The following is a 23,490-nucleotide window of genomic DNA, read 5'->3' as shown; positions in this document are numbered from 1 at the left end:
AGGTTCGTGTTCAAGTCGCCTCTCCGCGCATTCAGACGAACGCTGATAGCTAGCGCTCGTCCAAAGACGGCAACATCGTTTCACTGATGATCAGCAGCACCGCGGCAGCGACCGGGATGGCGAGTAGCGCACCCACGATCCCGAGCAATGCGCCGCCGAGCAGAACCGACACCACCGTAACGATGGCGGGAACCCGGACCGTTCTGCCGATGATTCTGGGGACCAGTACGTAGTCCTCGAACATCCGCAGGATGATGAAGAAGCTGATGGTAGCCACTGTGACGGGCAGGGATACGGTGAGCGCGACGAGGGCCACGATGATCCCGGCGATGGTGGAGCCCACTACGGGGATCAAGTCGAGGACAGCGACCAGGACGGCCAGCAATAGCGGGTAGGGCACGTCGAAGATCAGCAGCCAAATGAAGGTCAATACCGCGGTTATCACCGAAATGACCAGATTCCCGAGGATGTAGCCGCCGACCTTCACGAAGATCTCATCGCCGATCAGAATCGCCCGCGGTCGGCGCGAGCGTGGAAACAGTCGATAGATCGAAGCGCGAACCTGCGCGAAATTGGCCAGGAAATAACCGGTCAGCACCGCGACGATCACCGTGCCGCTGACGATGCTGAATACGAGGCGGCCCGCGCCGAGGACACCCCCGGCCAGCTTCGAAGGATCGGAACCGAGCCCTTGCTGGACTCGGTCCTGGAGATGGAACCGAGTGTTGAGCGTGTCGATGAGTGGATATCGGTTAGCTAGATGGTCGACGTAGTCCGGAGCGTTGTGGACCAGCGCGCTGCCTTGGGTGACCAGCGGAGGTATGGCGGCCGCAAGAAACCCTGCCAGCAAGCCGATCGCGACCACGAATACCGCGGTCACTGCGGCCCATCGCGGAAACCAGGGCCGAACCAGCCACGACACAACAGGTTCGAGGCCTATTGCCAGGAACAGCGCGATGGTGATCAAGACCAGCACCTGACTCGCGGCGATCATCGCTTGAATCGCGCCGTAGGTCACCGCCACTCCCGCCGCGCCTGTCATGCCGACCATGAACGGCGACCGCGGATCGAATCGTCGCCCGGGCTCGCCCAGCGGGTTGCGCGTCGTCCGAGCCTGCTGCGCCGCCGCTTCCGCGGCGACGATCGGTCCGCCTTCGTCCGCAGTGTGGGGTTGCCCGACCAGGTCCCTGTGGCCCTGCTCCGCCTCGCCGGGAGTGCGGCGCTCCTCAGTTCGGCCTTGTTCGTCGTCCTCGTTCATCGTGTGATCGGACGACTTACGGGCTGGGTTGAGGGACGTTGCAGTTGGTGACCTTGGGGTTGACCCCCGCATAGTTCAAGGGCCCGGCGATGACCGTGACCGCGATCGTTCCCACGCTTGCACAGTTCTGCTCCCGATCGGTGAAGTAGCCACGTTGACCCGCCGCGACCACCCCGATGATCAGCCACACGAGTACCAGCAATGGCACTAAACGACCCATCACCCACCTCCTCCGGGCACCGGTCGCAAGCCACCGTGGTTCACCCGAACGGTGTCTCGCATTCGCTTCTGGCGGATCGAGTTCGTCCCGACCTAGTGCCCTCCGCGGATTGACGACCACGCCGTTTCGGCGCGGTCGACCAGTGACTTCCCCGGTGATACCAGTCGAAACAGGTCGGGCGATACGAAGTCGGCCGCACCGAGTCGGCAAGGATCTCGGCGGGTTTGATCTCGACGCTACTCGGCTACGACCGATCACCACGTTCGCACGACTGGCAGCGACCTGGATCAGGCGACTTCGCGGCGACTATCCGCGCCGATTGCCTGTTCCCGCAGCGTGTGCAGAGTCTTGGTGAGGATGCGGGAGACCTGCATCTGGGAGACGCCGAGACGCGCGGCGATCTGGCTTTGGGTCTTGGATTCGAAGAAACGCATGATCAGCACCCGACGTTGGAGGTCGGGAAGCGCAGCGATCAACGGACGCACCGACATCGCGTCTTCCAACAATCGGTAGCACGGCTCTACGGCGCCGAGGGTGTCGATGACCGAGAGGCGAGTGCCTTCGTCGTTATCGCCCACCCCGATGTCGAGCGAGTTGGTCTGGTAGGCATTGGCCGCGACCAGCGCCTGAGTGACCTCACCGAGTTCGAGGTCGAGTTCAGCGGCGATCTCCCGCGCGGTCGGCATTCGACTGAGCCGCTGCGCCAGGCTCTCCACGGTCGGCCGAATCAGCGCTTGCAGTTCTTTTGCCCGGCGCGGAACACGCAGCGCCCAGGTGTGGTCGCGGAAGTGGCGCCGCACCTCGCCCATGACAGTCGGCACCGCGAACGACAGGAATGAACAGCCTCGCGTGATCTCGAAACGGTCCACCGCCTGCACCAGCCCTAGCCGAGCGATCTGCTGCAAATCGTCGAATTCCGTGCCGCGGCCGGCGAACTTGCGAGCGATGTGGTCGGCCAAGGGTAGACACCGACGCACGATCTCCTCACGCACGACCTGCCGATGAGAGTCGCCAGGCTCCAAGGCAGCCAGCTTCTCGAACCATGGCTCGATGTCGTCGTAGCTGTCCCCGGCACCGGTGGCGTGTCGGGATCCTTCGTTGCGAACTGTCGTTCTACTCATCCGAGATTTCCCCTCACTTCACATGAAGTTCGATGTCAGTGGGGTACCACCTTTGTCGTAATCGAAACGTGATCAAAGGGCGTCAACCGCCCCACAACGCAGTCACTCACCTGTTCGCGCTCATCTTCCCGAGCCCGAACAGTCGGCGAAACCTCGACATCAGGGTTGTGCGATGGGTTATTCGGGCTCAGCCCCCTGACGCGTCCCACCTGACTTCGAGTCCGGATCTATTTTGTCCGCGCGCTCCCACTCCTTATCCAGGTCGGTTCGCGAATCCTCCGCCGCGCTGCGATGCACGTGCGCCTGCTGGGCAAGCCGCTCGGCCTGCGCCGCCTTGGCCTCGCCCTCCGCCTTGACCACCCGGGCCTTGGCGGCAGTCTCCTGCGCCAGCGCCTCCCGTTGACCGACCTCGAATTCCTGTTCCGCCGCCCGGTCACGGATGCCCGCGGCTTCGACCCGATGGTGTTCGCGACGTTTGCGCATCAACACCCATACAGCCACAAGCAAAATGACCACAGCCGCGACGACGATGATCACGATCACAATGGTGGTGCTCATCTTTCGACTCCTCGCACCCTCCCCCCTCTACCCTAACGCCACTCGACCACCCCCGAACTGGGAAAATGAGCGACCAGACGCCCCGCCGACCCGGCCCGGACCTACCGCCGGCAGGGAAGGCGGCGTTACGCTGGCAGCGCCTTTCACCACCACGGATATGGGGGCGAGCGCCATGCCTGACAACAATCCGTCCTCGACGTCTTCCAGCGCACCGCCGTCCGCGTCGAACGACAAGGTGTCCTCCAGGACAGGCCGGCTGGCCCAGAACAGCATCTTCGAACGCCTCGCCCGCACCGGCTTCGTCGTGAGTGGCATCGTGCACCTGATCATCGGCTACATCGCCATCCGGATCGCTTTCGGTGGCCCAGCTGGCTCCGCCGACCAATCCGGGGCCATGGCGGAACTGGCCGCCAAGCCAGGCGGCCTGCTCGCCCTGTGGGTGGGCGTCGTCGCGTTTGCACTGATGGCACTGTGGCGGCTCGCCGAAGCGGCACTCGGCAGCGCGTCCAAACCCCAGCCCGACAGCAAGAAATCCGAAACGTTCGATCGCGTCAAGGCGTTCTCCCTGGCAGTCGTCTACTTCGCATTCGCGGTGTCCGCGTTCGGATTCGCACGCGGCAGCGGCAAGTCCAGCAGCGCACAGAGTGCAGGCTTCACCGCCCGCCTGATGCAAACCACCGCCGGCACGATCGCCCTCATTGCGATCGCGCTGATCATCATCGCGATCGGCGGCTACCACATCTACAAAGGAGTGAGCCAGAACTTCCTCGAAGACCTCGAGGGCACGACCAGCGACCTGGTACGCCGGCTGGGCACCGTCGGATACATCGCGAAAGGGCTGGCCATCGCCGCCATCGGATTGCTGGTGATACTTGCCGTCAACCGATCCGAGCCCGACAAAGCCACCGGACTCGACGGCGCCCTCAAAACTCTCGGGGCCCAACCCTACGGGGCAGCGCTGCTCATCGCGGCCGGCTTGGGCATCATCACCTACGGCCTCTACAGCTTCGTCATGGCCCGACAAACCAAGATGTAGTCGGGCACAGCCCCCGAGCAACCGCAGCCAGTCCGATCTCGAGGCAGCTGTCGATCAGTTCTACCCATCGCCGTCTCACCTCGGTTGCAGTCCGGCGCCAGCCAGGTTCCGGCCCAGCCAAGTTCCGGCCCCAGCCAAGTTCCGGCCCCAGTCAAGTTCGCTTCCGGCAGGTTCGGTGGACGCGACCGCGTCGGATTGCTGTCTAGTAACTTGCAAGCTGTTGACGGAGGCGTAGCCGGTGGACATATCGGCCTAACCTTGATGTTGTCCCCTCCACTTGGGATAAACTCCCATTAGCTCGCTGGTGTCCATATCGTGAACACGACGGAGTGATGATGAACATTTCCGACGGCGTGGTGGACGTGATCGCTCGGACGGCCGATGCGACGACGGCGGCGGCCGGGGCCGTGGGCGGCGCTGCTGTCGAGGGCGTGATCGGCGGTATCCGAGGTGCTGCGGTCGGCGTGAAGAACGGGTTGGGCAGCGGCAGCCACTCGGCACCAGCGGCAGTGTTGACGTTGGCGGCGATCGGTGCCACGGGGCTGGTGGACTGGCCGGTGCTGCTGGGCGTCGGCGGCGCTGCCCTGGTGGTCCATCATCTCGGGCAGCGATCGGGTCGACTGCAGGCGCCCGCCGACGGCGATCGCGCCGAACAGACCTCGGGCCGCACACAGAAGGCGAACACACAGCCCACCACTACAACGAAGGCGACCCCCGCGTCCAAGAACGCGGCCCAGGCGCGACGCTCGCCGAGCAAGCGTTAGTCCGCGACGTGGACCTGGGCCTACTGTTACGGACCGCGTCGTCACTGCCCCCGCGCGCCGTCGGCTCGGGTGTGCGGGCGGCCGCGGGCGCCGCCGCCGCGAGTGTGGAGCTTGTCACCGTGCCGGTGCGCACGATGCTCGATCGCCGGCTGGTCGAGGCTGTCACCGAGGCTGCGTCGGAACTGCTCGGTGGTAGACCGGCCCGGCGACGTTGGTGCGGCAAGCGCCGCTGCTGGATCGAAGTGCGTGGCCTGGGCGGACGCGAGCCGCGCGACGAGCTGGGTCCCGCGGTGCTCGCCGCCGTGCGTTCGCATCGGGGCGTGATCTCGGTGGCGCTCAATTATCCGCTGTCGCGGGTCATCGCCGAGGTGGACGACCCGACTGTCGTCGACGAGCTGTGCGCAGTGGTGGCCGCTGCCGAACGCCGGCATCAGTCCGGTTCGGGTCTCCGGCCGGTTGACCTGCCCGCCGACGGTATCGTGCTGGCCGACAGCGTGGTTTCGGCGGCGGTGAACGCCGTGAGTCTGGGTGTAGCGTTGGCCGGCCGAGTGGGCGGTTGGCGGCGGTTGCCAGCAGGCCTCAACGCCGTTGTCGCGCTCGTCGATTACCAGCCGCGGCTGCGTCGCGCGGTCGAACAGCGCCTCGGCACCAGCGCCGCTGATAGCGCGATCGCGCTCGCCGCGGCCGCCGCGGCCGCCGTCACCCAGCAACCGGCGTCACTGGGCGTCGAGGTGTTCATCCATATTGCGAGAGCCGCCGAGACCCGCGCCGCGGCCACGCTCTGGCAACGCCGCGAGCCCCGTCTCGCGGCGCACGCGGGATGCGTCGACAGTGTCCGCTCCGGAGACCGACCGACACCGCTGCCGCCTGGACCGGTCGAGCGCCACGCAGACCGCAGTGCGGCAGCGCAAGCGGCCGCCGCACCAGCGATCGGCATTATCACGGCCGACCTCGACGCCGCCGCCAGCGCCGTCACCGTCGCCGCGCCGAAAGCGGCTCGCACCAGCCGGGAGTCGTTCGCCGCGACACTCGCCCGCGGCCTGGCCGACCGGTACGGTGTGCTGTCCTTGCGGCCACGGATGTTCCGACGCCTGGACCGGGTCGATGCGGTGGTGGTCGATCCTCGCGTGTTGTGCTGCGAGGAACTGCGGGTGGCCCGCATCCGCGATGTGCCCGAACACGAGCGGGCGGTGGCGTGGCAGTGGGCACAGGATCGATTGGACCGTGGCACATGGCAGCCCGGGTGGCACCCGGTCCCGCGGCCGCTGTCCGGCAATGGCGGAGGCGGCGCGGTGCTCGTGCGATTCGCGCATCATCCGCTGGCTTCGGCGGTGCTGCGCGAAGCGCGCCGCAGCGGTGCGGAGGCGGTGTCGGTCGACGTCGATATGCTCGATGACCTGCGGTCGTCGTTCGACGATCTCGATCCGGTGCCCGGATCCCTCGATGAAGCGCTCGCCGAGGCAGTGCACCGGCTGCAGCGGGAGGGCCGCACGGTGGCAGTGGTGTCGAGCGCCGCGGCCCAGGCACTGGCCGACGCCGACGTCGCGATCGGTGTCACCGCGGGCGGGCCGCCGCCGTGGCACGCGGATGTGCTCGTCGACAACCTGCAGGACGTGTGGCGGATCTTGCACGCGCTGCCCGTGGCCCGTCAAGCCAGCGAGCGCGGCGTCGAAATCGCCGCCGGCGCTTCCCTACTGGGTGCATTGCTGATGATTCCCGGGGTCCGGGGCCGCGGCTCGGGCCCGGTCAGCGCCGGCGCCGCCGCTGGCGCATGGACGGGATACCGGCTTGCCCGCGCAGCGCTCGAAAGCCCACCGCCGCCTACCGCGAGCGTGCACGAATGGCACGCCATGTCCGTCGAACACGTGCGTCGTGTGCTGGCGCCGCAGGCAGCCGAAGCGGACAAGCGGGCGGAGTCGGCGGCTGCGACCTATCCCGCGCAGTCGGTCATCGCGCCGGTGCGCCGAGCGATCGGGGATTTCGCCAGCGCGATGCGCGCGGAGCTGTCCGACCCGTTGGTCCCGGTGCTAGCGGTGGGTTCCGCGGCCAGCGCGGTGCTGGGTTCGCCCATCGACGCGATCCTGGTCGGGTCGGTGCTCGCCGGAAACGCGGCCCTGGCCGCGACTCAGCGGATTCGCGCCGAACGGTTGCTGCGGCGACTGCTGGCCGCCCAAGCCCCACCGGCTCGCAAGCTGGTCGACGCCGACCGCTACGCGATGGTCGACGCCACCGACTTGCGCCCCGGTGACGTCATCGAGGTACGGCCCGGTGAAGTCGTGCCTGCCGACGCACGGCTCACCCACGCGCTCGACGTAGAAGTCGACGAGTCGTCGTTGACCGGGGAATCGCTGCCGGTGCCCAAGCAGATCGACGCCACACCGGCCGCGCCCGTCGCCGAACGAGCCTGCATGCTCTACGCCACCACGACGGTGGTGGCGGGCACCGCGGTCGCGATCGTCACCGATGTCGGCGAACAGACCCGAGCACATCGTGCCACCGCCCCCGCACACGAAGACAGTCCCGCGGTCGGCCTGCAGACGCAATTGAAAGATCTGACGAACAAGGCGTGGCCGTTCAGCCTTGTCGGCGGCGGATTGGTCACCGCGCTCGGGCTGTTGCGGCGCACGGGTCTGCGCCAGGCGGTCAGCAGCGGTGTCGCCGTCGGCGTGGCCGCGGTCCCGGAGGGGTTGCCGCTGGTCGCGACGCTGGCGCAGCAGGCCTCAGCGCGGCGACTGACCCACGCGGGCGCGCTGGTGCGAAGTCCGCGATCGGTCGAGGCCCTCGGCCGTGTCGACATGGTGTGCTTCGACAAGACCGGGACGCTCAGCGAGAACCGACTCCGGGTGACCAGGGTGTGTGCCGCTTCCGGTTTGTCCGCCGACGATGTGCTCATCCACGCCTTGCGGGCCACCCCGCTCGCCAACGGTGAACCGCACGAACACGCCACCGACCGCGCGGTCGCCGACGCCGGGCGACACCTGAACCACGGCGAGCCGGCGGCGCATCTGCCGTTCCGGTCCGGTCGCGCGTTCTCGGTGTCCGTGCACGATACGCAGTTGTCGATCAAGGGAGCGCCGGAGGTGGTGCTCGCCGCGTGCGTCGATACCGACGAGGCGGCACAGCGGCAGGTGCGCGAGATGGCCGCCGAGGGGCTGCGGGTGATCGCCGTCGCCACCCGGGAGCTTTCGGCGACGCAGGCCCGCTCGGTTCGTGACGACGCCGATGCCTTCGCCGAATTGTGCGGCAACGGACTGCGGTTCGCCGGGTTACTGGGCATATCGGACACACCGCGCGCGGACGCGACCGAGGTGCTGGCCGAGCTGGCCGACCGCGGCATCGGGGTGCGGCTGATCACCGGCGACCACCCCGTGACGGCCACCGCGATCGCGGCCGAAGTGGGCATGCCCATCGACGATGATCAGGTGATCAGTGGGCCCGAATGGGAGGCGCTGTCCCGGCACGAACAACAGCGGGCGGTGCAGAGTCGGCGAGTGTTCGCCCGGATGTCACCCGAGCACAAGGTGCAGATCGTCGAGACGATCCAGCGGCTGGGTCACGTGTGCGCCATGGTCGGCGACGGCTCCAACGACGCGGCCGCCATCCGCACCGCAACCGTCGGTATCGGCGTGGCCGCACGCGGCAGTGACCCCGCCCGCACCGCGGCGGATGTCATGCTGCTCGACGGGCGAATCCGTGCACTGCTGGACGCCCTCGACGAAGGCCGACAACTGTGGCGGCGCGTGCAGTCGGCGGTGGCCGTATTACTCGGCGGCAACGCCGGCGAGGTGGCTTTCGCGATCGCCGGCACTGCCCTCACCGGCCGGGCACCGCTGAACACCCGCCAATTGCTGCTGGTCAACATCCTCACCGACGCGCTGCCCGCCGCTGCACTCGCGGTCAGCCCGCCCAGCGCCGAATCGCGGTACACCGGCCGCGGACCCGACCGAGCCGCATTGTGGCGGACGATAGCGGTGCGGGGCGCGACGACCGCCTCCGCCGCCATGGTCGCCTGGGTGCGGGCGAAATTCACCGGCCGAAGACGGCGCGCCTCGACGGTCGCGTTGGTGGCGTTGGTCGCCACACAGTTGGGACAGACGCTCATCGACTCCCACAGCCCGCTGGTCGTCGCCACCGCAGCCGGCTCCCTGCTGGCCCTCGCCGCGCTGATCAGCACCCCAGGAATCAGCCAACTACTCGGCAGCACACCCCTGGGGCCGATCGGCTGGTGGCAGGCGCTGTCCACCGCCGCCGTCGCCACCGTCATCGCGGCCATCGCTGCCCGACTGTTCACCACGGGCGGGCACCGGGGGGATAATCAGTCGAGGATCTCGATGACCCCCAGACGCCACAGCACCGCGTACAACTCGCGCACCGGCACTGCCAGCACCTGCGTCAACGCGCCTGTCAAAGGATCTGAGCCAACGCCCACACCAGTACTCATCACACTGGACACCATGCGGATACCAGGAGTCGAATACTCGAACACACCATGACCGGGAGGCAACACATGGCCGAAAAATCACCAACCGGCCACCGAGACGCCGTCGACCGGGTGCTTTCCGCACAAGGTTTCGCGGTGGATCTGCCGATGCTTGGCCGTGTCCGCATCCCCCGACCCGAGCAGTTGGCGTACTACGGTGCTCTCGGCGCCCTGGCCGCCGCGGAGATCATCGAATGGCCCGTCGTAGTTGTCCTCGCGGCTGGGCACTGGCTGGTGCAGAATCAGCACAACCGCGTCGCCCACCAGATCGGCGAAGCGCTCGAAGACGCGTAGACCAGCGCATCAGTCAGACCTCTCCCACACGCACTGCCTGCGACAACGACAACCTCGGTGCACGAATCATCGAATACCGCGGCGACGAACTGGGATCGGTCGAACCGAACGGCGGATTGCTCGATCCCGCCAGGAGTACGTCGACTTCGTTGTCAGCGCGCTCCGCACGTCCCCGTGGGCGTGTACTGACAGGGGTTCTCGGTGCGACCCCGGTACTGATCGTGGCCACCGCTGTTGGAGCGCACTCCGGAACCGTAACCGCTGTTGAGCTGACCGTGGTCAGTGCTGTTAGGGCGTGTCCCCGATCCGTAGCCGTGACCGCCTCCGGGACTGTGCGAGTCCCGAGGCCCGGCCGTGGCCGCGAAAAGGTGCGGCGAGGCGACCGTCAGCATCACCAACGCGATGGCGAACAGCGTCGCGACAACCACACGACGCACCGTCCAGAACTTCGTCGCGATCTCCATCAGCTTCTTCCCCTCAATTAACGTACCGCTATATAACGACACATTAATCGATGGTACGTCGTAAAGGAAGGCGTCCTTCCGGATTTGTGCACAACTAAGACGGTCACGCTCGGTCGTGACAGTCAGGTCATGCGGGCGCAGAGCGAGCCGTGTCCGACGTGACGGGACGGAGTTGGACGCAGCATTCGCCGGCTTTCGGTGCCAGCTCCGCGGTCACGGTGTCGGCCCGCAGGCCGGTGAGCACGCCGGTGAGATAGGCGTGGTTGAGTCCACACACCAGTTCGGGCGCCTGCGCGGCCAAGGGATGGAACGGGCAATTGCGAAGCCGGATGCAGTTCGGCGCGGCGCGGGCGGGTTCGAATCCGTGCTCAGCGAGCAACCCGTGGAGCAGGGTGAGGGCGCGTTCCGCACCGAGCCGACCGGGCCGCAACCGCTCCCGCATGGCCGCTCCGATGCCCACACCACGCTCGACGGCCACCCGTTGCGCCGCGGCTCGAGCGGTCTCGTCGGAAGTCTCGGTGAGTACCGCGCCGATCAGGATGTCGGCCAGTACCTCGTGGCGGCGCTCGGGGATATTCACCCGGACCTCAGTATCGGTCGGCTCGTACACCTTCGGTGCCCGCCCGACCCGCCGGACCCCGTCGACTTGTTCGTAACGGGCCTGCAGCAGTCCGGCGTCGACGAGCTTATCGAGGTGGAATGCGGCCAGCTTCCGTGAGATTCCGACCTCCTCGGCGGCTTCGTCGCGGGTGACCGGGCGCCCGGCAGCGCGGATGAACCAGTACATGCCTCGGCGCAGCTCGTCCTCCAGCGCGGCCACCGCGCCGATCGCCGATTCACTGGTCACACGACCACAATAACGCCGACCGGTGTTGGCCGAAACATGCTGGGTACCCGACCGGCGAGGTAACTTGACCGATCCAAGCAATTACACCAATAATCTTTGGTGTAACTAGTCAGGAGGCATCATGGGTATCGCAGCATTAATCCTCTGGCTGCTCACCGCCGTAGGTGGGTTCGTCCTACTCGGCACCTGGATCGCCAAAGGCGGTGCACGCCAACCGAGTGCCAGCCACCTTCCCGTACCGGTCTTATTCGGACATTTCGCGCTCGCCGTCGCCGGGCTGGTCGTGTGGATCGTCTACCTCGTCCTCGACAACGACGCCCTTGCCTGGATCGCATTCGCACTGCTGATCCCGGTGGCACTGCTGGGATTCGTCATGCTGCTGCGTTGGCTGCCCGTCTACCGCGCACGCACCGAAACCGCAGCGACCGCAAACCCCGAACCGGCCGAGAAACACTTCCCGGTGGCCGTCGTCGGCGGCCACGGCGTCCTTGCCGTCACCACCGTGGTCCTTGTATTGCTGACCGCGCTCGGCGTCGGTGGGAGCTGATCATCGTGTCCCATCCCGCGCTGCGAGTAGTCCACGACCCCGCCAGCACCATCGACTTGGCCGCCGCCGAGCTCGCCGCCCGGAACTTCCTGACAGCGCTCGGCGTCGGCCTCGACGACGAACACCTGCACGCCACCCCCGGTCGGATGGCCCGCGCCTACGCCGAACTGTTCACCCCACGCCCGTTCGATCTGACCACCTTCCCCAACGACGAAGGCTATGACGAACTGGTGCTCGCCCGCCGCATCCCGCTGCGGTCGGTCTGCGAACACCACCTGTTACCTTTCGTCGGCGTCGCACACGTCGGCTACCTCCCTGGTGACCGCATCCTCGGGCTGTCCAAACTCGCCCGCATCGTCGAGCATTTCTCCCGCCGCCCCCAAGTCCAGGAACGACTCACCAAGCAGATCGCCGACTGGCTCGCCGAACAGCTTCAGCCCAAAGGCGTCGGCGTTGTCATCGAAGCCGAACACACCTGCATGACCCTGCGCGGCGTACAAGCAGCCGGAACCACCACCGTCACCTCCACCCTCCTCGGCTCCCTCCGCGAAGACGCCCGCTCCCGCCAGGAGTTCCTCTCCCTCACCGGCATCACCCCCTGACTGGTCCGGAGACCTCGTCGGACCGAAGTGCAGGTCTATTCCGCCGTGGCCGAGCCCATGTCTGCGCAGCACCCATTACCGTTGCGGGGAAGCGTGACCCATCCTGGGAAGGCATGCATGTCGAGAACGATCCTGTACCCATCAGACGAGTTGATCCGAACCGTGACCGCCACCCTGCTCGGAGCCAACGAGCAGTGGGACTCGACTCCCCTGTTTTTCGGCCTCACCCTGGCGGGGCCGGATCAGATCGGCGTACTGACACAGCCGACGTCCGCTGACCCGCCGTTCCAGGATTTGGCGACGCTGGTGTTCTCGCAGGCGCCCCGACAGACGCTGTGGGGGTTCGGATTTCACTCGGAAGCGGTCCTGATGCGGACCGCCGACGCGCGGGGCAACCTCTGGACGGCATCCCGGGGCGACCCAGGAGCCGATGTCGTGGAAACGTTCCGGTCGGCCGAAAACGGTGTACCGGACGATCCGATCGATCGAGAGCTGTGGGTTGCCGCGGTTGCACTGGCAGCGCTGTGACGCCTTCGACTTCGGAACCGGTCAGGCCAGCACGGACCCCAGCACCGTCGGACCCCAGCACTGTCGGACCCGAGCCCGGCCTGGTCGGATGTCAGGCTTGCAAGCCCTGAACCGGCTTGTGCGTGTGGGCTTCGATATCCGTAATCGCCGCGTGCAGCAGTTGGTGGGCCAGATCTTGCAGTGCACGGGCACAAGCGAGCTCATCACCGATGGCAGGAATGTTCTCGTCGGCGGGATTGGTGTGAGCTGACCCGGCGGCGACCAACGGCTCATCTCCGCGGCCGATCAGCTGGGCTTTTACTTTGGTCAGGCGGTCGAGTTCTTCGATGGCGATGGCGATGTTCCAAGTTTTCGACGGCATTCGCACTGCCCTCCAGATCAGTAGGGACTGTGTCGCTTCACCTCCAATATCGCACCACCATGCTCGCGCACACCATGCTCGGTTCGGCGAATTCGGCGACCATGCGCTCGTATCGGGGCGATACCCTTAGGCAGGGAGGTTTGGCGGAAAGGAAATAATGTCGGGCAACTGCGACATGGACCGCATCACGCGTAGCCGCCAGCTGATCGTCCGGCGCTGATCTCCGAGCGACCGATGTACGAGCCGACCGATCTGGTCGATCCAGCTGCGCGAACCCGCACAGCGCTTGCCGCTGCGGTGGCGCGGTTTTCCAAGGCTTGGGCGTCCGAGTCCCCACCAGACCTGGCGGCGTACCTGCCGCGTGCGCAGGCTGAGCGGCGCACGGTACTGATCGAACTGATCAAGATCGATCTCGAATACCGCTGGCTTCGTTATGACTTTCCCAAACGACTGATCGAATATCGTGCGGAATTCGCAGAGCTGCAAGGTGGTCCGCTTCCGGCCGAGCTGGTCTACGAGGAGTTCCACGCCCTGCGCCGCGGTTCACACGCAGTCGATGCGGCCGGCATGCTCGCCGAGGCCACCGCCACGGCGGCCGGCCCTGAGCTCGCACAGCTCACCAGCGACTACCGCAGCACGATGATTGCTCGTCCAAGTGCCCAAGTGGTTCTCGACGCCATCGATGTCGGCCACCGGATCGACGATTTCGATCTCCTGATGCGGATCGGGGCGGGCGCCTTCGCCCAGGTCTATCTCGCTCGACAACAATCAATGCAGCGACTGGTCGCGGTCAAGATTTCCCATAACCACGGCAACGAGCCGCAGACCCTCGCGCAATTGGACCACGAATACATCGTGCGCATCTTCGACCAGCGACTCATCGCCGACGGCGAGCTGAAGCTGCTGTACATGCAGTACCTCCCTGGGGGCACGCTGCTCGACGTGCTGCGCCTACAGCGCTCGACGCATCCGGAATACCGCAGCGGGCAACTGCTGCTCGATGCCATCGACAAGGTACTTGCCGATAAGGGCGAGGTTCGACCCACGGAATCAGCTGTTCGGACACAGCTCGCCGCACTGACATGGCCGGAGACCGTCGCCTGGCTGGGCCGCCGACTCGCGGACGCGCTGCAGCACGCGTCCGACCGAGGGGTATTGCATCGAGACATCAAACCCGCGAACGTACTGCTGAGCGCCGAGGGAATCCCGAAGTTGGCCGACTTCAATGTCAGCTCCAGCAAACACCTCGGGGGGACAAGTCCCCTGGCGTACTTCGGCGGATCACTGGCATACATGTCGCCTGAACAGCTCGAAGCCTGCCATCCGGACTTCCCGGCGACCGCCGCCGACCTCGATACCCGAAGCGACATCTACGCGCTGGGTGTCATGCTGTGGGAGTTGCTCACGGGACACCGACCATTCGCGGACGAAACCTCGGCCGGCGAGTCGCAGACATCGCTGGCCCGCATGCTCGAACTGCGACGCCGACCCGTCGAGTCGACGTTCTTAGCGGAGCTACCCCCGGATTGCCCCGTGGCGTTGCGCCGGGTGCTGTTGAAGTGTCTTTCGCCCGAGCGCGAAGACCGCTACTCCTGCGGTTCGGAATTGGCCCAGCAGTTCGACCTGTGCCTCGAGGAACGAGCGCGCGACCTTGTTTATCCGCCGCCGAACAGTTGGCGGGCACGACTTTCACGATGGCCAACCCCCGTCCTGTGGTTATCTTCGCTGGTCGGCGTCACCCTCGCTACGGTCTACATGGCCGTGCACGTCCAGGAACTGATCAGAGAGCGGCTCTCCGATGCCACCAACGCGCAGCTCGACGAGGGTGTCATCATTTTCGTCCTGTGCGCCTCGCCGCCGGCCATCCTCATCTACGCATACATGTCGCGCGATTTGATCGCGGTTCCTCGTGGCTTGCGCGCCGGCAGACGCTACGACGAGGCAATGCTCGCGCGGGTGCGGTCGCGAACGCTGTTCTGGGGCGACCTGTGTGCGATGAACACCCTGCTGTTCGCGGTTTGCGCGACCGTGACGGGGGTGATGTTGCTTCGCTGGTTCACCGACCTACCGGCGCGGCTAATGGTCCATGCTGCGGCGACCGTTCTGGTGGCGGGCACCATCTCCGTTGCCTACACATTCTTCCTTTCCACGTTCTACGTCGTGCGCTGTGTCTATCCCGTCTACCTGCGCCACGGCCGCACATCGGCGCACGACGCCGCCTATTTGCGGGCGCTGCGTCGCAGGATCACGGCCTATCTCGCGGTGACGGCGTCGGTGCCGCTGGTCGGAGTGCTGGCTGGATTCACCGCCCTCGAACCCGAGGAGCTTCCGCTCGTACGCGATTCGGTTCTGGGGTTGTGCGCGGCCTCCGGGCTCGCGTTCGTCGCGGCTTATTGGTTGTTCCGCAAGCTGGATGCAGACCTGCGCGCGCTCGAGCGGGTGGTCTCGCAAAAGCCTGATTCTCGCTGATCAGCCGTTCTTATCGTGGTCTCGAAGGCTTGCGGCGGACTCGTCTCGTTCGGGCGAACCCGGTGCGGTGATTATTTTGATCACTGCTGCGACCAGGCGGCCGTCGGGATCCTTGAGGCGCGGTAACGATCTGCGATTCACCAACAGTGATCCGAGAGTGAGATCTACCAATTCGGCACCGACCTGCGCGGCAGATCGTCGCCCTTCCGGCTCGAACCACGTCCACGCCCATTGGGCGGCACCGAAGATGAGCAGGCTCCGGATACTGGTATCGACGGCGCGGAACTCACCCGACGCAACGCCGGCATCGACCACGCCGTGCAGGATTCCGAGGTAACTCCTGCGCAGCTTGCGCCCCTCGGAATTCTCATCCTCCTGCGCGAGCCGTGCGACCTCACGCTGGAAGGCGACGGTCCGATTTCGATCGTGCACCTGATAGAGCATGGCCGCGTGCAACAGCCCGGCAAGCTGCTCGGTCGACGTAGCGAACTCGGACACGATGCGCTGTGCCTCATCGAGGCGGCGCCGCATATAGGAAACATGCAGGGCCTCCAATAACCGCGCCTTTGTGCCGTAGTGATGCACGATCAAGCCCTGTGAGATGCCCAGCTCGCTTGCGACTCCGCTGAAACTGGTCCCGTCGTACCCCTTCTCGGCGACATGGCGCGTGAAAATATCGAGAATCGCGCCCGACTTGCCCGGTCCCGTCGCACGCTCACCCACTGACCCACCCCTCCTCGGCCGAATTTCCGGAGACTCTAGCACTCACTGACTGCCCAGCCAGTCGTTGACTGAGTGCGCAGTCAGTATTAGCATTATGCGCCGAGCCGCAGCGACGCGCTCGTCGCATCAACCATTCATCTCGAAATAGTCGAGCACGACCTATGAATCAGTACGCCCATACCGCCGAGGCGGAACATCGAGCCTGCGAATACTTCGCATGACCAGCCTCTCTGCCAGCACCGCCAACATCTCGACGGCATCGCCCGAGGCGGCGACCGCTACCTCGGCGCCGGCCGCAGATGGTGGTCCACAGCGCCGTGAGCACTCGCTGCCGGAAGGACATGTGCTCCCCATGGATGCGGGTATAGCGGCGCAGGGTGATGGCACGATCGATGCGGCATCGGTGCTGTCGCCGGACCAACTGTTGGCCGCGATCGCCGGGCGCCTCACCGAGCCGTTCCCAATGATCGCGTGGGCGAGAGAACTCGGCGATCTGCACGCTGCCCTGATTTCGGCGGTTTTGAATCCGCAGCGACATCCGCCCGAGGTCACCGAGACAGCCCTGCATGCGGATATCGCGAAGGTCATCGACAAGATCAACTCTTGGGCGGCCTCCTACGTCCGCCACAGCCGATGCGCCCGCCGCTACACCCACACCTTCGGTGAGGTGATCAGTCATGTCGCGAAGACCTACGCCGAGGCGTGGTGGACGGTGCTGCACACCGACTGCGAGGAGCTTCGACACTCGGCATGGGTCCATCTCGGCGAGGTCCGTGACGGCTATGCGCACCTCATCGGCGATATCCGGGCAGGCCGCGTGCAACTGCCACTGGGCTGGCGAGGCATCCGCCACACCCGGCAATCCGACGGCGTGGAGGACCCGGTCAGCGGGTGACGCTTGCGGACAGGTCGGCGAGACGTTCGGTCGTGCCCGTCCTCCATCGACTCGCGCAGGTCGGCGAAAAGGTTGTTTGCGCGAGCCAGTTCATGGCTACTGCTAGGTGGATGCCGGTGCCGATGGGGCCACCGGCTGACGATCAGGGCTGGAGACCGGCCTGCGAGAAATGCGGTTTGCCCACCTCGGCCGACTGTAATGACAGCGGAAGGAACCAGACAGATGCTGATGCTCACCCCTAATGCCATCGAGGCAGTTCGCACCATCACCTCCGCAGAGGGCACGCCGACCGATGCCGGGCTGCGGATCTCCACGACGGATGGCGCCGAGACGATGTCCCTCGCGATCGCCGCGGAACCGGCCGAACAGGACCAGGTCTTGACTGCGGAAGGGTCGCGGATCTTCCTGGACGAGCAGGCCGCCGCCTTCCTCGACGACAAGATCCTCGACACCGAATTGGACCCGAACGGCCAGGGCACCTTCGTCCTCGCCCAGCAGGACCCAAGCCTGTAGTCCGGCTCGGGGAATCAGAACCGCCGTCCAGGCCGGGCGTCCGGGCGGCACCGTCGTGTGACGTGGGCCAACTGCACCGGTGAACTCCCGGTGCGGCACTGGCCGGCGATACGCCCTGGCACATCTCAGACGCTGGGCTGCCCTGCCCGGACCACCTCGAGTACACCCGTTCTCCGGCAAGACCTTTCACCAGATAATCGAGTGAAGCTATCTGGCTTACGATCGTTTATCATTTGATTGCCTGGTGCGGCCACTGCCGGATTCGGTCCGGCACTCTGTCGAGGCGCGGTGTGGTCGGGGAGGGAGTTTCGTGGTTGGCGAGTACACGCCGGTGGTCGAGGCGCGGCTCGCCACGATGCAGGCAGAGTATGCGGAGTTGGTGCGCGCGCGGCGGAGGTGGTCGCTGCGCGAGCTGTTCAGCACTTCCGACCGCGACATCGTCGACTTCTGTGCGGGTTTCGCGCCGAATCGGTTCGGGGAGCAGGCATGTGCGGAGGTGGAACAACTCTGCCGCCGGTACGGGATTTGGTTGGACGCCGGGGGCGCGCACTACAACAGCATGACTCCGTACCTGCATCCGCATGCTGTCACCGCGGAGCGGATGACGACTATCGGGATCTACAACGCGATCCTGTTCTGGCTCAACGATACTGTCGGCCGGGAGAAGTTCGCCCATCTGACCGATCCCGAAAAACAGCAGGCACGCGCGACAGTGGATCAGCTGTGTCAGCTGCTCGATACACGTTGTGCCGCAACGAATCCCACCCCCGTAGCGGCCGCGACACTGGAATTCCTGGAGCGGGTCGGGCCTCGGGCGGACCCGGACTGGCTGACTCGGTTCCTGGATTCGACCATCGACCATCTGCGTCCGGCGATCCGGGATCAGAACGCCCGCGCCCGCGGCGAGCTGCTCACCGTGGCGGACTACATCGACCTGCGTGCGCAGGTGTCGGGTATGTATCCGGCGATCGCGCTGTGCGAGTTCAGTCGCGACGCATATCTGCCGTGGGATGGGATTCGCGCCGTCGGTCTCGACGCCGATCTGCGGCAGTTACGGCGCGCGACCGTGGAGATCGGAGCGTTGATGAACGACATGTTCTCCTTCGAAAAGGAATGCATCCACGACGGCGCTGATTTCAATTTGATCCCGGTCTGCCTGTTGAACACTCCGGGCGCCAGCCTTGCCGACGCCGTGCACGACGCCGCACGACTCGTGCGCGACCGGCTGAGCGAATTCCGCAAGATTCGGGCCAGGATCGATTGTCGGTGCGCGGAAATCACCGACAGCTACGTCGCTGAGCCGGTATCAGCCCATGTCGAGGACCTGCTCGGGTGTGTGCAAGCCACCTGGGTATGGCAGAACACAACCCTCAGATATAAAGGGACGTCGATCTTCGGCGAAAACCATCGCTCGTGAATCTTGTTCTAGCCGGAAATTTCCACACGAAACGGTATCCACCGTCTATCGTTCGTTGAACACAACGCCGCTCTCGGTCAGGGGTTGACGAGCGGCGCGAGGTATCGAAGGGTTGTGGTGGACGACTCCCAGTGTGCGGCACTGGCTCGAACCTGGTGGCAAACACTTGCCGCCGTCGACGGCATGCGTATGCCCGATGACTTCGGATACCAACAGTTATCCGACCTGATCGTTGAACTTTCCACAGCCCTCGATGCCGAACCCTTCGACGTGACCGTGGGCGCCCGAGTCGGGGCGGCACTATCGGCTGCGCACTTGGCCGATGGCCGAGTGCCCACGGTGTCGGCACAGGTGTTGTGCCGGCTGGCCGACTACACCGCTCGGCCCGATGCCGGACAACGACTCGCCGGACTGCTGGCCGCTCTCGGACAAGGCCATCAGGCACACCTGGATCAGTCTCGTGCGCACCATCACTCGACCGAAAACAACAACCGCGACGAACAGGACGCGAGATATCGCATCCTGTTCGACAATACGACCGTCGCGATCGCCATCGGCGACACCAATGGCACACTGCTGGAAGCCAATCGGGGCTTGGCCGACATGATCGGCGTACCGGTCGAGGCGCTGCGCGGGATATCGGTGTACGACTTCGCCCATCCCGACGACCGAGACGATATCCGCGCCCTGCTCTACGACAAACTGGTTCCATCCGAGGAAGGCACGGTCAGACTCGAGCGTCGACTGGTGCGTGCTGACGGCAGCGTCGGTTGGATGTCATTCGCCATCTCCTATGTCAAAGGCATCGACGGACAGCCCGACTACCTGCTGGCCATCGGAGCCGACATCACCGAGGAACACCGGCTCCAACTCGAACTTCGTCGGCAGGCCCGACATGATCCCCTCACCGGCCTCCCGAACCGACGCTACCTGCTCGAGCGGATCGAAGAACTCATCACGGCCGCCGACGAAAGCGACCGGGCTGGACTGTGTTTCGCCGATCTAGATCACTTCAAACATGTCAACGACCGCTTCGGACACGGAACCGGCGATAAAGTCCTGGTCGCGGTGGCCACCCGCTTGCATGACAAACTGCGCGGATACGATTGCCTCATTTCCCGCCTCGGCGGCGACGAGTTCGTGGTGCTGATCCCGCCACCAGCCACCACTGACCAAATAACAGGCATCGCGAACCAACTATTGTCGGTATTTCCCGACCCCATCACCATCGACGGCCAGCAGCTGCGAATAGCGGCCAGCATCGGTGCCGTGATCACACCGATCGCCGGCGCCAATGCCGAATCCCTGCTCGACGCGGCCGACGCCAGCCTCTACTACGCGAAAACAAACGAAAAAGGGCATTGGGTCCTGCACACCCTGCAGGCGCCGACCTGAGTCGACAGGCTCGAGCCCGAAGTATCCACCGACGAATTCTTATCGGGCCCCGATGTTCATCGACTTGTTCGACTGAGACCCGATGCTCGTCGACTTGTTCGACTGAGAATCGACTCGCCGTGCCGTCTCCGCGGTCAGTCCGTATTCGGCCGCAGCACCGCTGTGCCGTACCAGTGGCAGATCAGCAGCGCAAGCTCGACGTCCAACCGGTCGTCGGTGATCACCCGCCCGCGCCGCGAAACCGCCCGCCCAACCCGGTATTTCACCGAGTTGAAATGTAGATCCAGCTCCGCGGCAGCCGCCTTGTAACTGGATCCGGTGCGCAGGAACACCCGCAACGTCTCGCGCAACCGGGCATCGTTATCGGTATCGGCAGCCAATTCGCCCAGCACCCCGCCCACCCATTCGCCGACCTCCGCGCCGCCGCCGAGCAACGCCGCGGCCGACAACCCCGGCTCGCTCGCCGCGATGATCCTCAGTTCCACGCCGCCGCGCGCGAGCGCAACCGAGCGTGCGCGCAGCGCATGCCGATGGGACCGACGGAAGCCCGACACCCCCTGGCCCATGATGCCGATCGCCAGCCGTGGTGCGTCCGGACGCTTACTCGCGAAATCACAGACCCTGGCCACCGCATCGGACTGCTCGGACCGATAAGGCAGCCAAGCCCAAGCGCTCATCCGGTCAGCGGCCCCGAACAGCGGCGCCGCCGCAGTGCCGACCGCCTCGGCCAGCTCACGAACGAAGCGTTGCAACCGACTCAGCTCGTCACTACTCGCACCGGTGTCGGGATACCAGAGGATCAGCGCCAAGTGGTGCCACCGCAGCGGGTAGCGGATGGATTCGGTCGCGGCATCAACATCGACCGGCTTCCCCCCGGCCAGCACCTCACGCACGCGCACGGCCCGAGCGCTGTTGCGGCTCTCCAGCCACTGCTCGCGCTCGGTCTCATACACCGCGACGACCTGCTGGGTAATCCAGTCGATGTATTCGAACAACGTCGTCGTGATCGCCTCCACCACCGTGATCCGATCCGCTGGCGCGATACCTGTCGCCCGTACTTCGGCGAAGACCAACTCTGTCATCCGACGCTGGCCGACCCGATAGGCGCGCACCAGGGCATTGAGCGGAACTCCATGCTGGGCAAGACGTCTGGCGTATTCGATGGCCGCCGTGGGAGCGTTGATCCGAGCCAGTGGTATGTCGTGCTGCAGCGCGTGCAGGAGGGTGTCGACATTGCCTTCCACGCTGGCGCCGAGCAGTTCGATGGTGCGGGGATCATCCCGCAATTCGGGGATATCGTCCTCGAGACCGCGCCGCAGGATCGCGCTGATATCCGTCACCCGCTCATTCATACGGGCGGCGATCCCCGCGACAAGGCCGCTCACATCGACATCACCGTCGCGACGAAAACTCGTCACCCCCCAACGGTAGTTACTCGACGGTTGCCGTGCGGGAAATTGCTGGGTTGCGCTCTGATCAGCTCGCCCGGCAGGAGTACTCCGACGGTGTCCATCGCGCGGGAACTTCGGAGACGTAGCCGTCGATGATCGGTACTCCGTAGCGGCGTTCGAATTTGGTCAGCAGTTCGACGTCGGCCGGCGCCGCGCCGCAGATGGCGAATCGTACCGATGCGGCGTTCGGCCGGATTCGGTCGGGCAGATCCGATAGCAGGGCGTACATGGTCGGGACTGCGGAGATGTAGGTGGCGCGGCTGCGCTCGATCCGGTCGAAGAACGTCTTCGGGCTGAAGGCCACGGTGGCGCGGCCACCGGCGAGCAGCGGCGACAAGGTGCCGACCACGATGCTGTTGACGTGGAACAGCGGCAGGTTCAACAGGCTGTGGTCGGCTCCGGTGAGTTCGAACGCCTCGATCACCATTGCGCACATGGCGTTGAGGTTGGCGTGGTCGACCGTCACGCTGTTGGGTTTGCCTGTGGTGCCGTTGGTACAGAAGAGCAGCGCCAGTGCGTCGTTGCGGGGGCGTGCGGGTTCGGCGACATCGTGGTCGGCGGTGGTGAGATCCTCGGCGGGGATGACGGCGCGCACCGGTGCGTCGGTGCTGGTCCGCTGCGCGGTGATCAGGACCTTGGCGCCCGTGTCGGTCAACTGGCAGTCGGCTTCCGCGGCGCTCAGCGACGGGTCGATAGGCATGACCGTGGCACCCACACGCCAGGTCGCGAACAGGGATACGACAAAGGCGGCAGTGTTGGGCAACATGATCGCAACCACGTCGCCGCTCGATACTCCGGCGGCGCGCAGGGTAGTGGCGGCGCGCCGCACGGCGTCGAGGAATCCTGCGTTGTTCAGGTCGGTGCTGTCGTCGGCGACGGCGGCTGCGTCCGGTGCGGCGGCCGCACGAAGGTCCGGCAGAGTCGAAAGATTCATAGGCGGTCCTAAGGGGTGGGTGCGGGGAATGACGACAACGATAGGAATCACGCCGTCGCCGGACACCGTCGTGCGTGAACGAAATTCGCCGCGGGCATTGTCACCGGAGGACAATTGTCGCCAGTGACCGCGTTATTCCGGGCCGGGTAGCGGTGTCAGAAGACATGCGGTTCGGCAGCATCACGAGCTATTCGCGTTCGGCGGTGGAGTGCTTTCACATATAGCGTCGGTTTGCTCGTACCGACGCCGGGTACGACCGACTGACCCAACCAGAGTGCATTCAGCCGGAAAGGCGGAAAGCATGATGATCTGTCCAGGAACCCTCCTCGTACCCGCCGCCACGGCCGAGCAGGCCGCGCCTGTCGAGGTCAAGGCGATAAGGCACAGTCCGGTTCCGTACGCGGAAGTCGAGCCGCGCGGCGGCGGTCGGCGCCGGCCCATGCTCCTGCGCGACCTCGAACGCGACTATCGACTACCCACACCCGGGACTCTCGCGGTATCGCAGTGACCGATGCGCTGGTGCGCACGGGCGCCCGCTGCGGCCGATCCGCCGGCATGCGGGAATTCGCCACCGGCGTCGGCGGCAGCGAACCCGTCGATCGCTGGGGCCTCT

22 protein-coding genes and 1 pseudogene are annotated in these 23,490 nt (G+C 65.6%); 13 read left to right on the top strand and 10 right to left on the bottom strand.

Going from position 1 to position 23,490, the window contains the following annotated elements; all coding sequences use genetic code 11:
* Positions 1 to 49 precede the first annotated feature (49 nt).
* The 4 genes from ACIBJI_RS10570 to ACIBJI_RS10555 form a co-directional block, all read right to left on the bottom strand.
* Positions 50 to 1,258, bottom strand: a complete 1,209-nt coding sequence (locus ACIBJI_RS10570) for an AI-2E family transporter (protein ID WP_364350199.1) — start codon at positions 1,256 to 1,258, stop codon at positions 50 to 52.
* A 16-nt stretch (positions 1,259 to 1,274) separates the two neighbouring features.
* The gene (locus ACIBJI_RS10565; protein WP_364350202.1) at positions 1,275 to 1,478 is read right to left on the bottom strand and encodes a hypothetical protein; all 204 of its coding nucleotides are present in this window, start codon (positions 1,476 to 1,478) and stop codon (positions 1,275 to 1,277) included.
* A 287-nt stretch (positions 1,479 to 1,765) separates the two neighbouring features.
* Entirely contained in the window at positions 1,766 to 2,599 is an 834-nt protein-coding gene (locus ACIBJI_RS10560) for an RNA polymerase sigma factor SigF (RefSeq protein ID WP_397083839.1), read from the bottom strand.
* 177 nt (positions 2,600 to 2,776) lie between these two features.
* Positions 2,777 to 3,157: a hypothetical protein gene (locus ACIBJI_RS10555; protein WP_364350208.1), complete on the bottom strand. Its 381-nt coding sequence runs from the start codon at positions 3,155 to 3,157 to the stop codon at positions 2,777 to 2,779.
* A gap of 172 nt (positions 3,158 to 3,329) precedes the next feature.
* On the opposite strand from ACIBJI_RS10555, the gene ACIBJI_RS10550 reads away from it, so the two are divergent.
* The 3 genes and pseudogenes from ACIBJI_RS10550 to ACIBJI_RS10540 all read left to right on the top strand — a co-directional run.
* On the top strand, positions 3,330 to 4,193 hold the full coding sequence (locus ACIBJI_RS10550) for a DUF1206 domain-containing protein (protein WP_364350666.1): 864 nt from the start codon (positions 3,330 to 3,332) through the stop codon (positions 4,191 to 4,193).
* A gap of 335 nt (positions 4,194 to 4,528) precedes the next feature.
* Positions 4,529 to 4,957 carry a hypothetical protein gene (locus ACIBJI_RS10545; protein ID WP_364350211.1) on the top strand — a complete coding sequence of 143 codons (429 nt, stop codon included), beginning with the start codon at positions 4,529 to 4,531 and terminating at the stop codon, positions 4,955 to 4,957.
* Between the two features lie 14 nt (positions 4,958 to 4,971).
* Positions 4,972 to 9,249: pseudogene (locus ACIBJI_RS10540) on the top strand (HAD-IC family P-type ATPase); the annotation flags it as partial.
* Positions 9,250 to 9,272: 23 nt separating this feature from the next.
* Here ACIBJI_RS10540 and ACIBJI_RS10535 read toward each other — a convergent pair.
* Positions 9,273 to 9,398: an Rv1535 domain-containing protein gene (locus tag ACIBJI_RS10535; protein ID WP_397084232.1), complete on the bottom strand. Its 126-nt coding sequence runs from the start codon at positions 9,396 to 9,398 to the stop codon at positions 9,273 to 9,275.
* Between the two features lie 66 nt (positions 9,399 to 9,464).
* Here ACIBJI_RS10535 and ACIBJI_RS10530 point away from each other — a divergent pair, with 66 nt between their 5' ends.
* The gene (locus ACIBJI_RS10530; RefSeq protein ID WP_364350214.1) at positions 9,465 to 9,731 is read left to right on the top strand and encodes a hypothetical protein; all 267 of its coding nucleotides are present in this window, start codon (positions 9,465 to 9,467) and stop codon (positions 9,729 to 9,731) included.
* 591 nt (positions 9,732 to 10,322) lie between these two features.
* Here ACIBJI_RS10530 and ACIBJI_RS10525 read toward each other — a convergent pair.
* A complete protein-coding gene (locus ACIBJI_RS10525) occupies positions 10,323 to 11,042 on the bottom strand; it encodes a helix-turn-helix domain-containing protein (RefSeq protein ID WP_364350217.1) in 720 nt (239 codons plus the stop codon).
* A 121-nt stretch (positions 11,043 to 11,163) separates the two neighbouring features.
* On the opposite strand from ACIBJI_RS10525, the gene ACIBJI_RS10520 reads away from it, so the two are divergent.
* The 3 genes from ACIBJI_RS10520 (at position 11,164) to ACIBJI_RS10510 (ending at position 12,719) form a co-directional block, all read left to right on the top strand.
* Positions 11,164 to 11,589 carry a hypothetical protein gene (locus ACIBJI_RS10520; protein WP_364350220.1) on the top strand — a complete coding sequence of 142 codons (426 nt, stop codon included), beginning with the start codon at positions 11,164 to 11,166 and terminating at the stop codon, positions 11,587 to 11,589.
* A gap of 5 nt (positions 11,590 to 11,594) precedes the next feature.
* Positions 11,595 to 12,191 carry a GTP cyclohydrolase I FolE gene (gene folE, locus ACIBJI_RS10515; RefSeq protein WP_364350223.1) on the top strand — a complete coding sequence of 199 codons (597 nt, stop codon included), beginning with the start codon at positions 11,595 to 11,597 and terminating at the stop codon, positions 12,189 to 12,191.
* A gap of 117 nt (positions 12,192 to 12,308) precedes the next feature.
* The gene (locus ACIBJI_RS10510; protein ID WP_364350226.1) at positions 12,309 to 12,719 is read left to right on the top strand and encodes a hypothetical protein; all 411 of its coding nucleotides are present in this window, start codon (positions 12,309 to 12,311) and stop codon (positions 12,717 to 12,719) included.
* 91 nt (positions 12,720 to 12,810) lie between these two features.
* On the opposite strand, the gene ACIBJI_RS10505 is transcribed toward ACIBJI_RS10510, so the two are convergent.
* Positions 12,811 to 13,080 (bottom strand): DUF1876 domain-containing protein, encoded by a 270-nt coding sequence (locus ACIBJI_RS10505; protein WP_364350672.1) that lies wholly within the window; start codon positions 13,078 to 13,080, stop codon positions 12,811 to 12,813.
* Positions 13,081 to 13,314: 234 nt separating this feature from the next.
* Here ACIBJI_RS10505 and ACIBJI_RS10500 point away from each other — a divergent pair, with 234 nt between their 5' ends.
* Positions 13,315 to 15,549: a serine/threonine-protein kinase gene (locus tag ACIBJI_RS10500; RefSeq protein WP_364350229.1), complete on the top strand. Its 2,235-nt coding sequence runs from the start codon at positions 13,315 to 13,317 to the stop codon at positions 15,547 to 15,549.
* On the opposite strand, the gene ACIBJI_RS10495 is transcribed toward ACIBJI_RS10500, so the two are convergent.
* Positions 15,550 to 16,272: a TetR/AcrR family transcriptional regulator gene (locus ACIBJI_RS10495; RefSeq protein WP_364350232.1), complete on the bottom strand. Its 723-nt coding sequence runs from the start codon at positions 16,270 to 16,272 to the stop codon at positions 15,550 to 15,552.
* 217 nt (positions 16,273 to 16,489) lie between these two features.
* Here ACIBJI_RS10495 and ACIBJI_RS10490 point away from each other — a divergent pair, with 217 nt between their 5' ends.
* The 4 genes from ACIBJI_RS10490 to ACIBJI_RS10475 all read left to right on the top strand — a co-directional run bounded on the left by ACIBJI_RS10490 (position 16,490) and on the right by ACIBJI_RS10475 (position 20,492).
* Positions 16,490 to 17,167: a hypothetical protein gene (locus ACIBJI_RS10490; protein WP_364350235.1), complete on the top strand. Its 678-nt coding sequence runs from the start codon at positions 16,490 to 16,492 to the stop codon at positions 17,165 to 17,167.
* A 222-nt stretch (positions 17,168 to 17,389) separates the two neighbouring features.
* Positions 17,390 to 17,680, top strand: a complete 291-nt coding sequence (locus tag ACIBJI_RS10485; protein ID WP_364350238.1) for a hypothetical protein — start codon at positions 17,390 to 17,392, stop codon at positions 17,678 to 17,680.
* 310 nt (positions 17,681 to 17,990) lie between these two features.
* On the top strand, positions 17,991 to 19,097 hold the full coding sequence (locus ACIBJI_RS10480; protein ID WP_397083835.1) for a terpene synthase family protein: 1,107 nt from the start codon (positions 17,991 to 17,993) through the stop codon (positions 19,095 to 19,097).
* 117 nt (positions 19,098 to 19,214) lie between these two features.
* On the top strand, positions 19,215 to 20,492 hold the full coding sequence (locus ACIBJI_RS10475) for a sensor domain-containing diguanylate cyclase (protein WP_364350244.1): 1,278 nt from the start codon (positions 19,215 to 19,217) through the stop codon (positions 20,490 to 20,492).
* A 134-nt stretch (positions 20,493 to 20,626) separates the two neighbouring features.
* Here the strand turns inward: ACIBJI_RS10475 and ACIBJI_RS10470 are convergent, their stop codons facing one another.
* Both ACIBJI_RS10470 and ACIBJI_RS10465 read right to left on the bottom strand, forming a co-directional pair.
* Positions 20,627 to 21,910 carry a helix-turn-helix domain-containing protein gene (locus tag ACIBJI_RS10470; RefSeq protein WP_364350247.1) on the bottom strand — a complete coding sequence of 428 codons (1,284 nt, stop codon included), beginning with the start codon at positions 21,908 to 21,910 and terminating at the stop codon, positions 20,627 to 20,629.
* 58 nt (positions 21,911 to 21,968) lie between these two features.
* The gene (locus ACIBJI_RS10465; RefSeq protein WP_364350250.1) at positions 21,969 to 22,877 is read right to left on the bottom strand and encodes an AMP-binding protein; all 909 of its coding nucleotides are present in this window, start codon (positions 22,875 to 22,877) and stop codon (positions 21,969 to 21,971) included.
* Positions 22,878 to 23,178: 301 nt separating this feature from the next.
* On the opposite strand from ACIBJI_RS10465, the gene ACIBJI_RS10460 reads away from it, so the two are divergent.
* Positions 23,179 to 23,385 carry a hypothetical protein gene (locus ACIBJI_RS10460; protein WP_364350253.1) on the top strand — a complete coding sequence of 69 codons (207 nt, stop codon included), beginning with the start codon at positions 23,179 to 23,181 and terminating at the stop codon, positions 23,383 to 23,385.
* Positions 23,386 to 23,490: the final 105 nt, after the last annotated feature.

The organism is Nocardia sp. NPDC050408 (assembly GCF_044458905.1).
Taxonomy (GTDB): Bacteria; Actinomycetota; Actinomycetes; order Mycobacteriales; family Mycobacteriaceae; genus Nocardia.
This window is presented reverse-complemented; position numbering and strand designations above follow the sequence as displayed.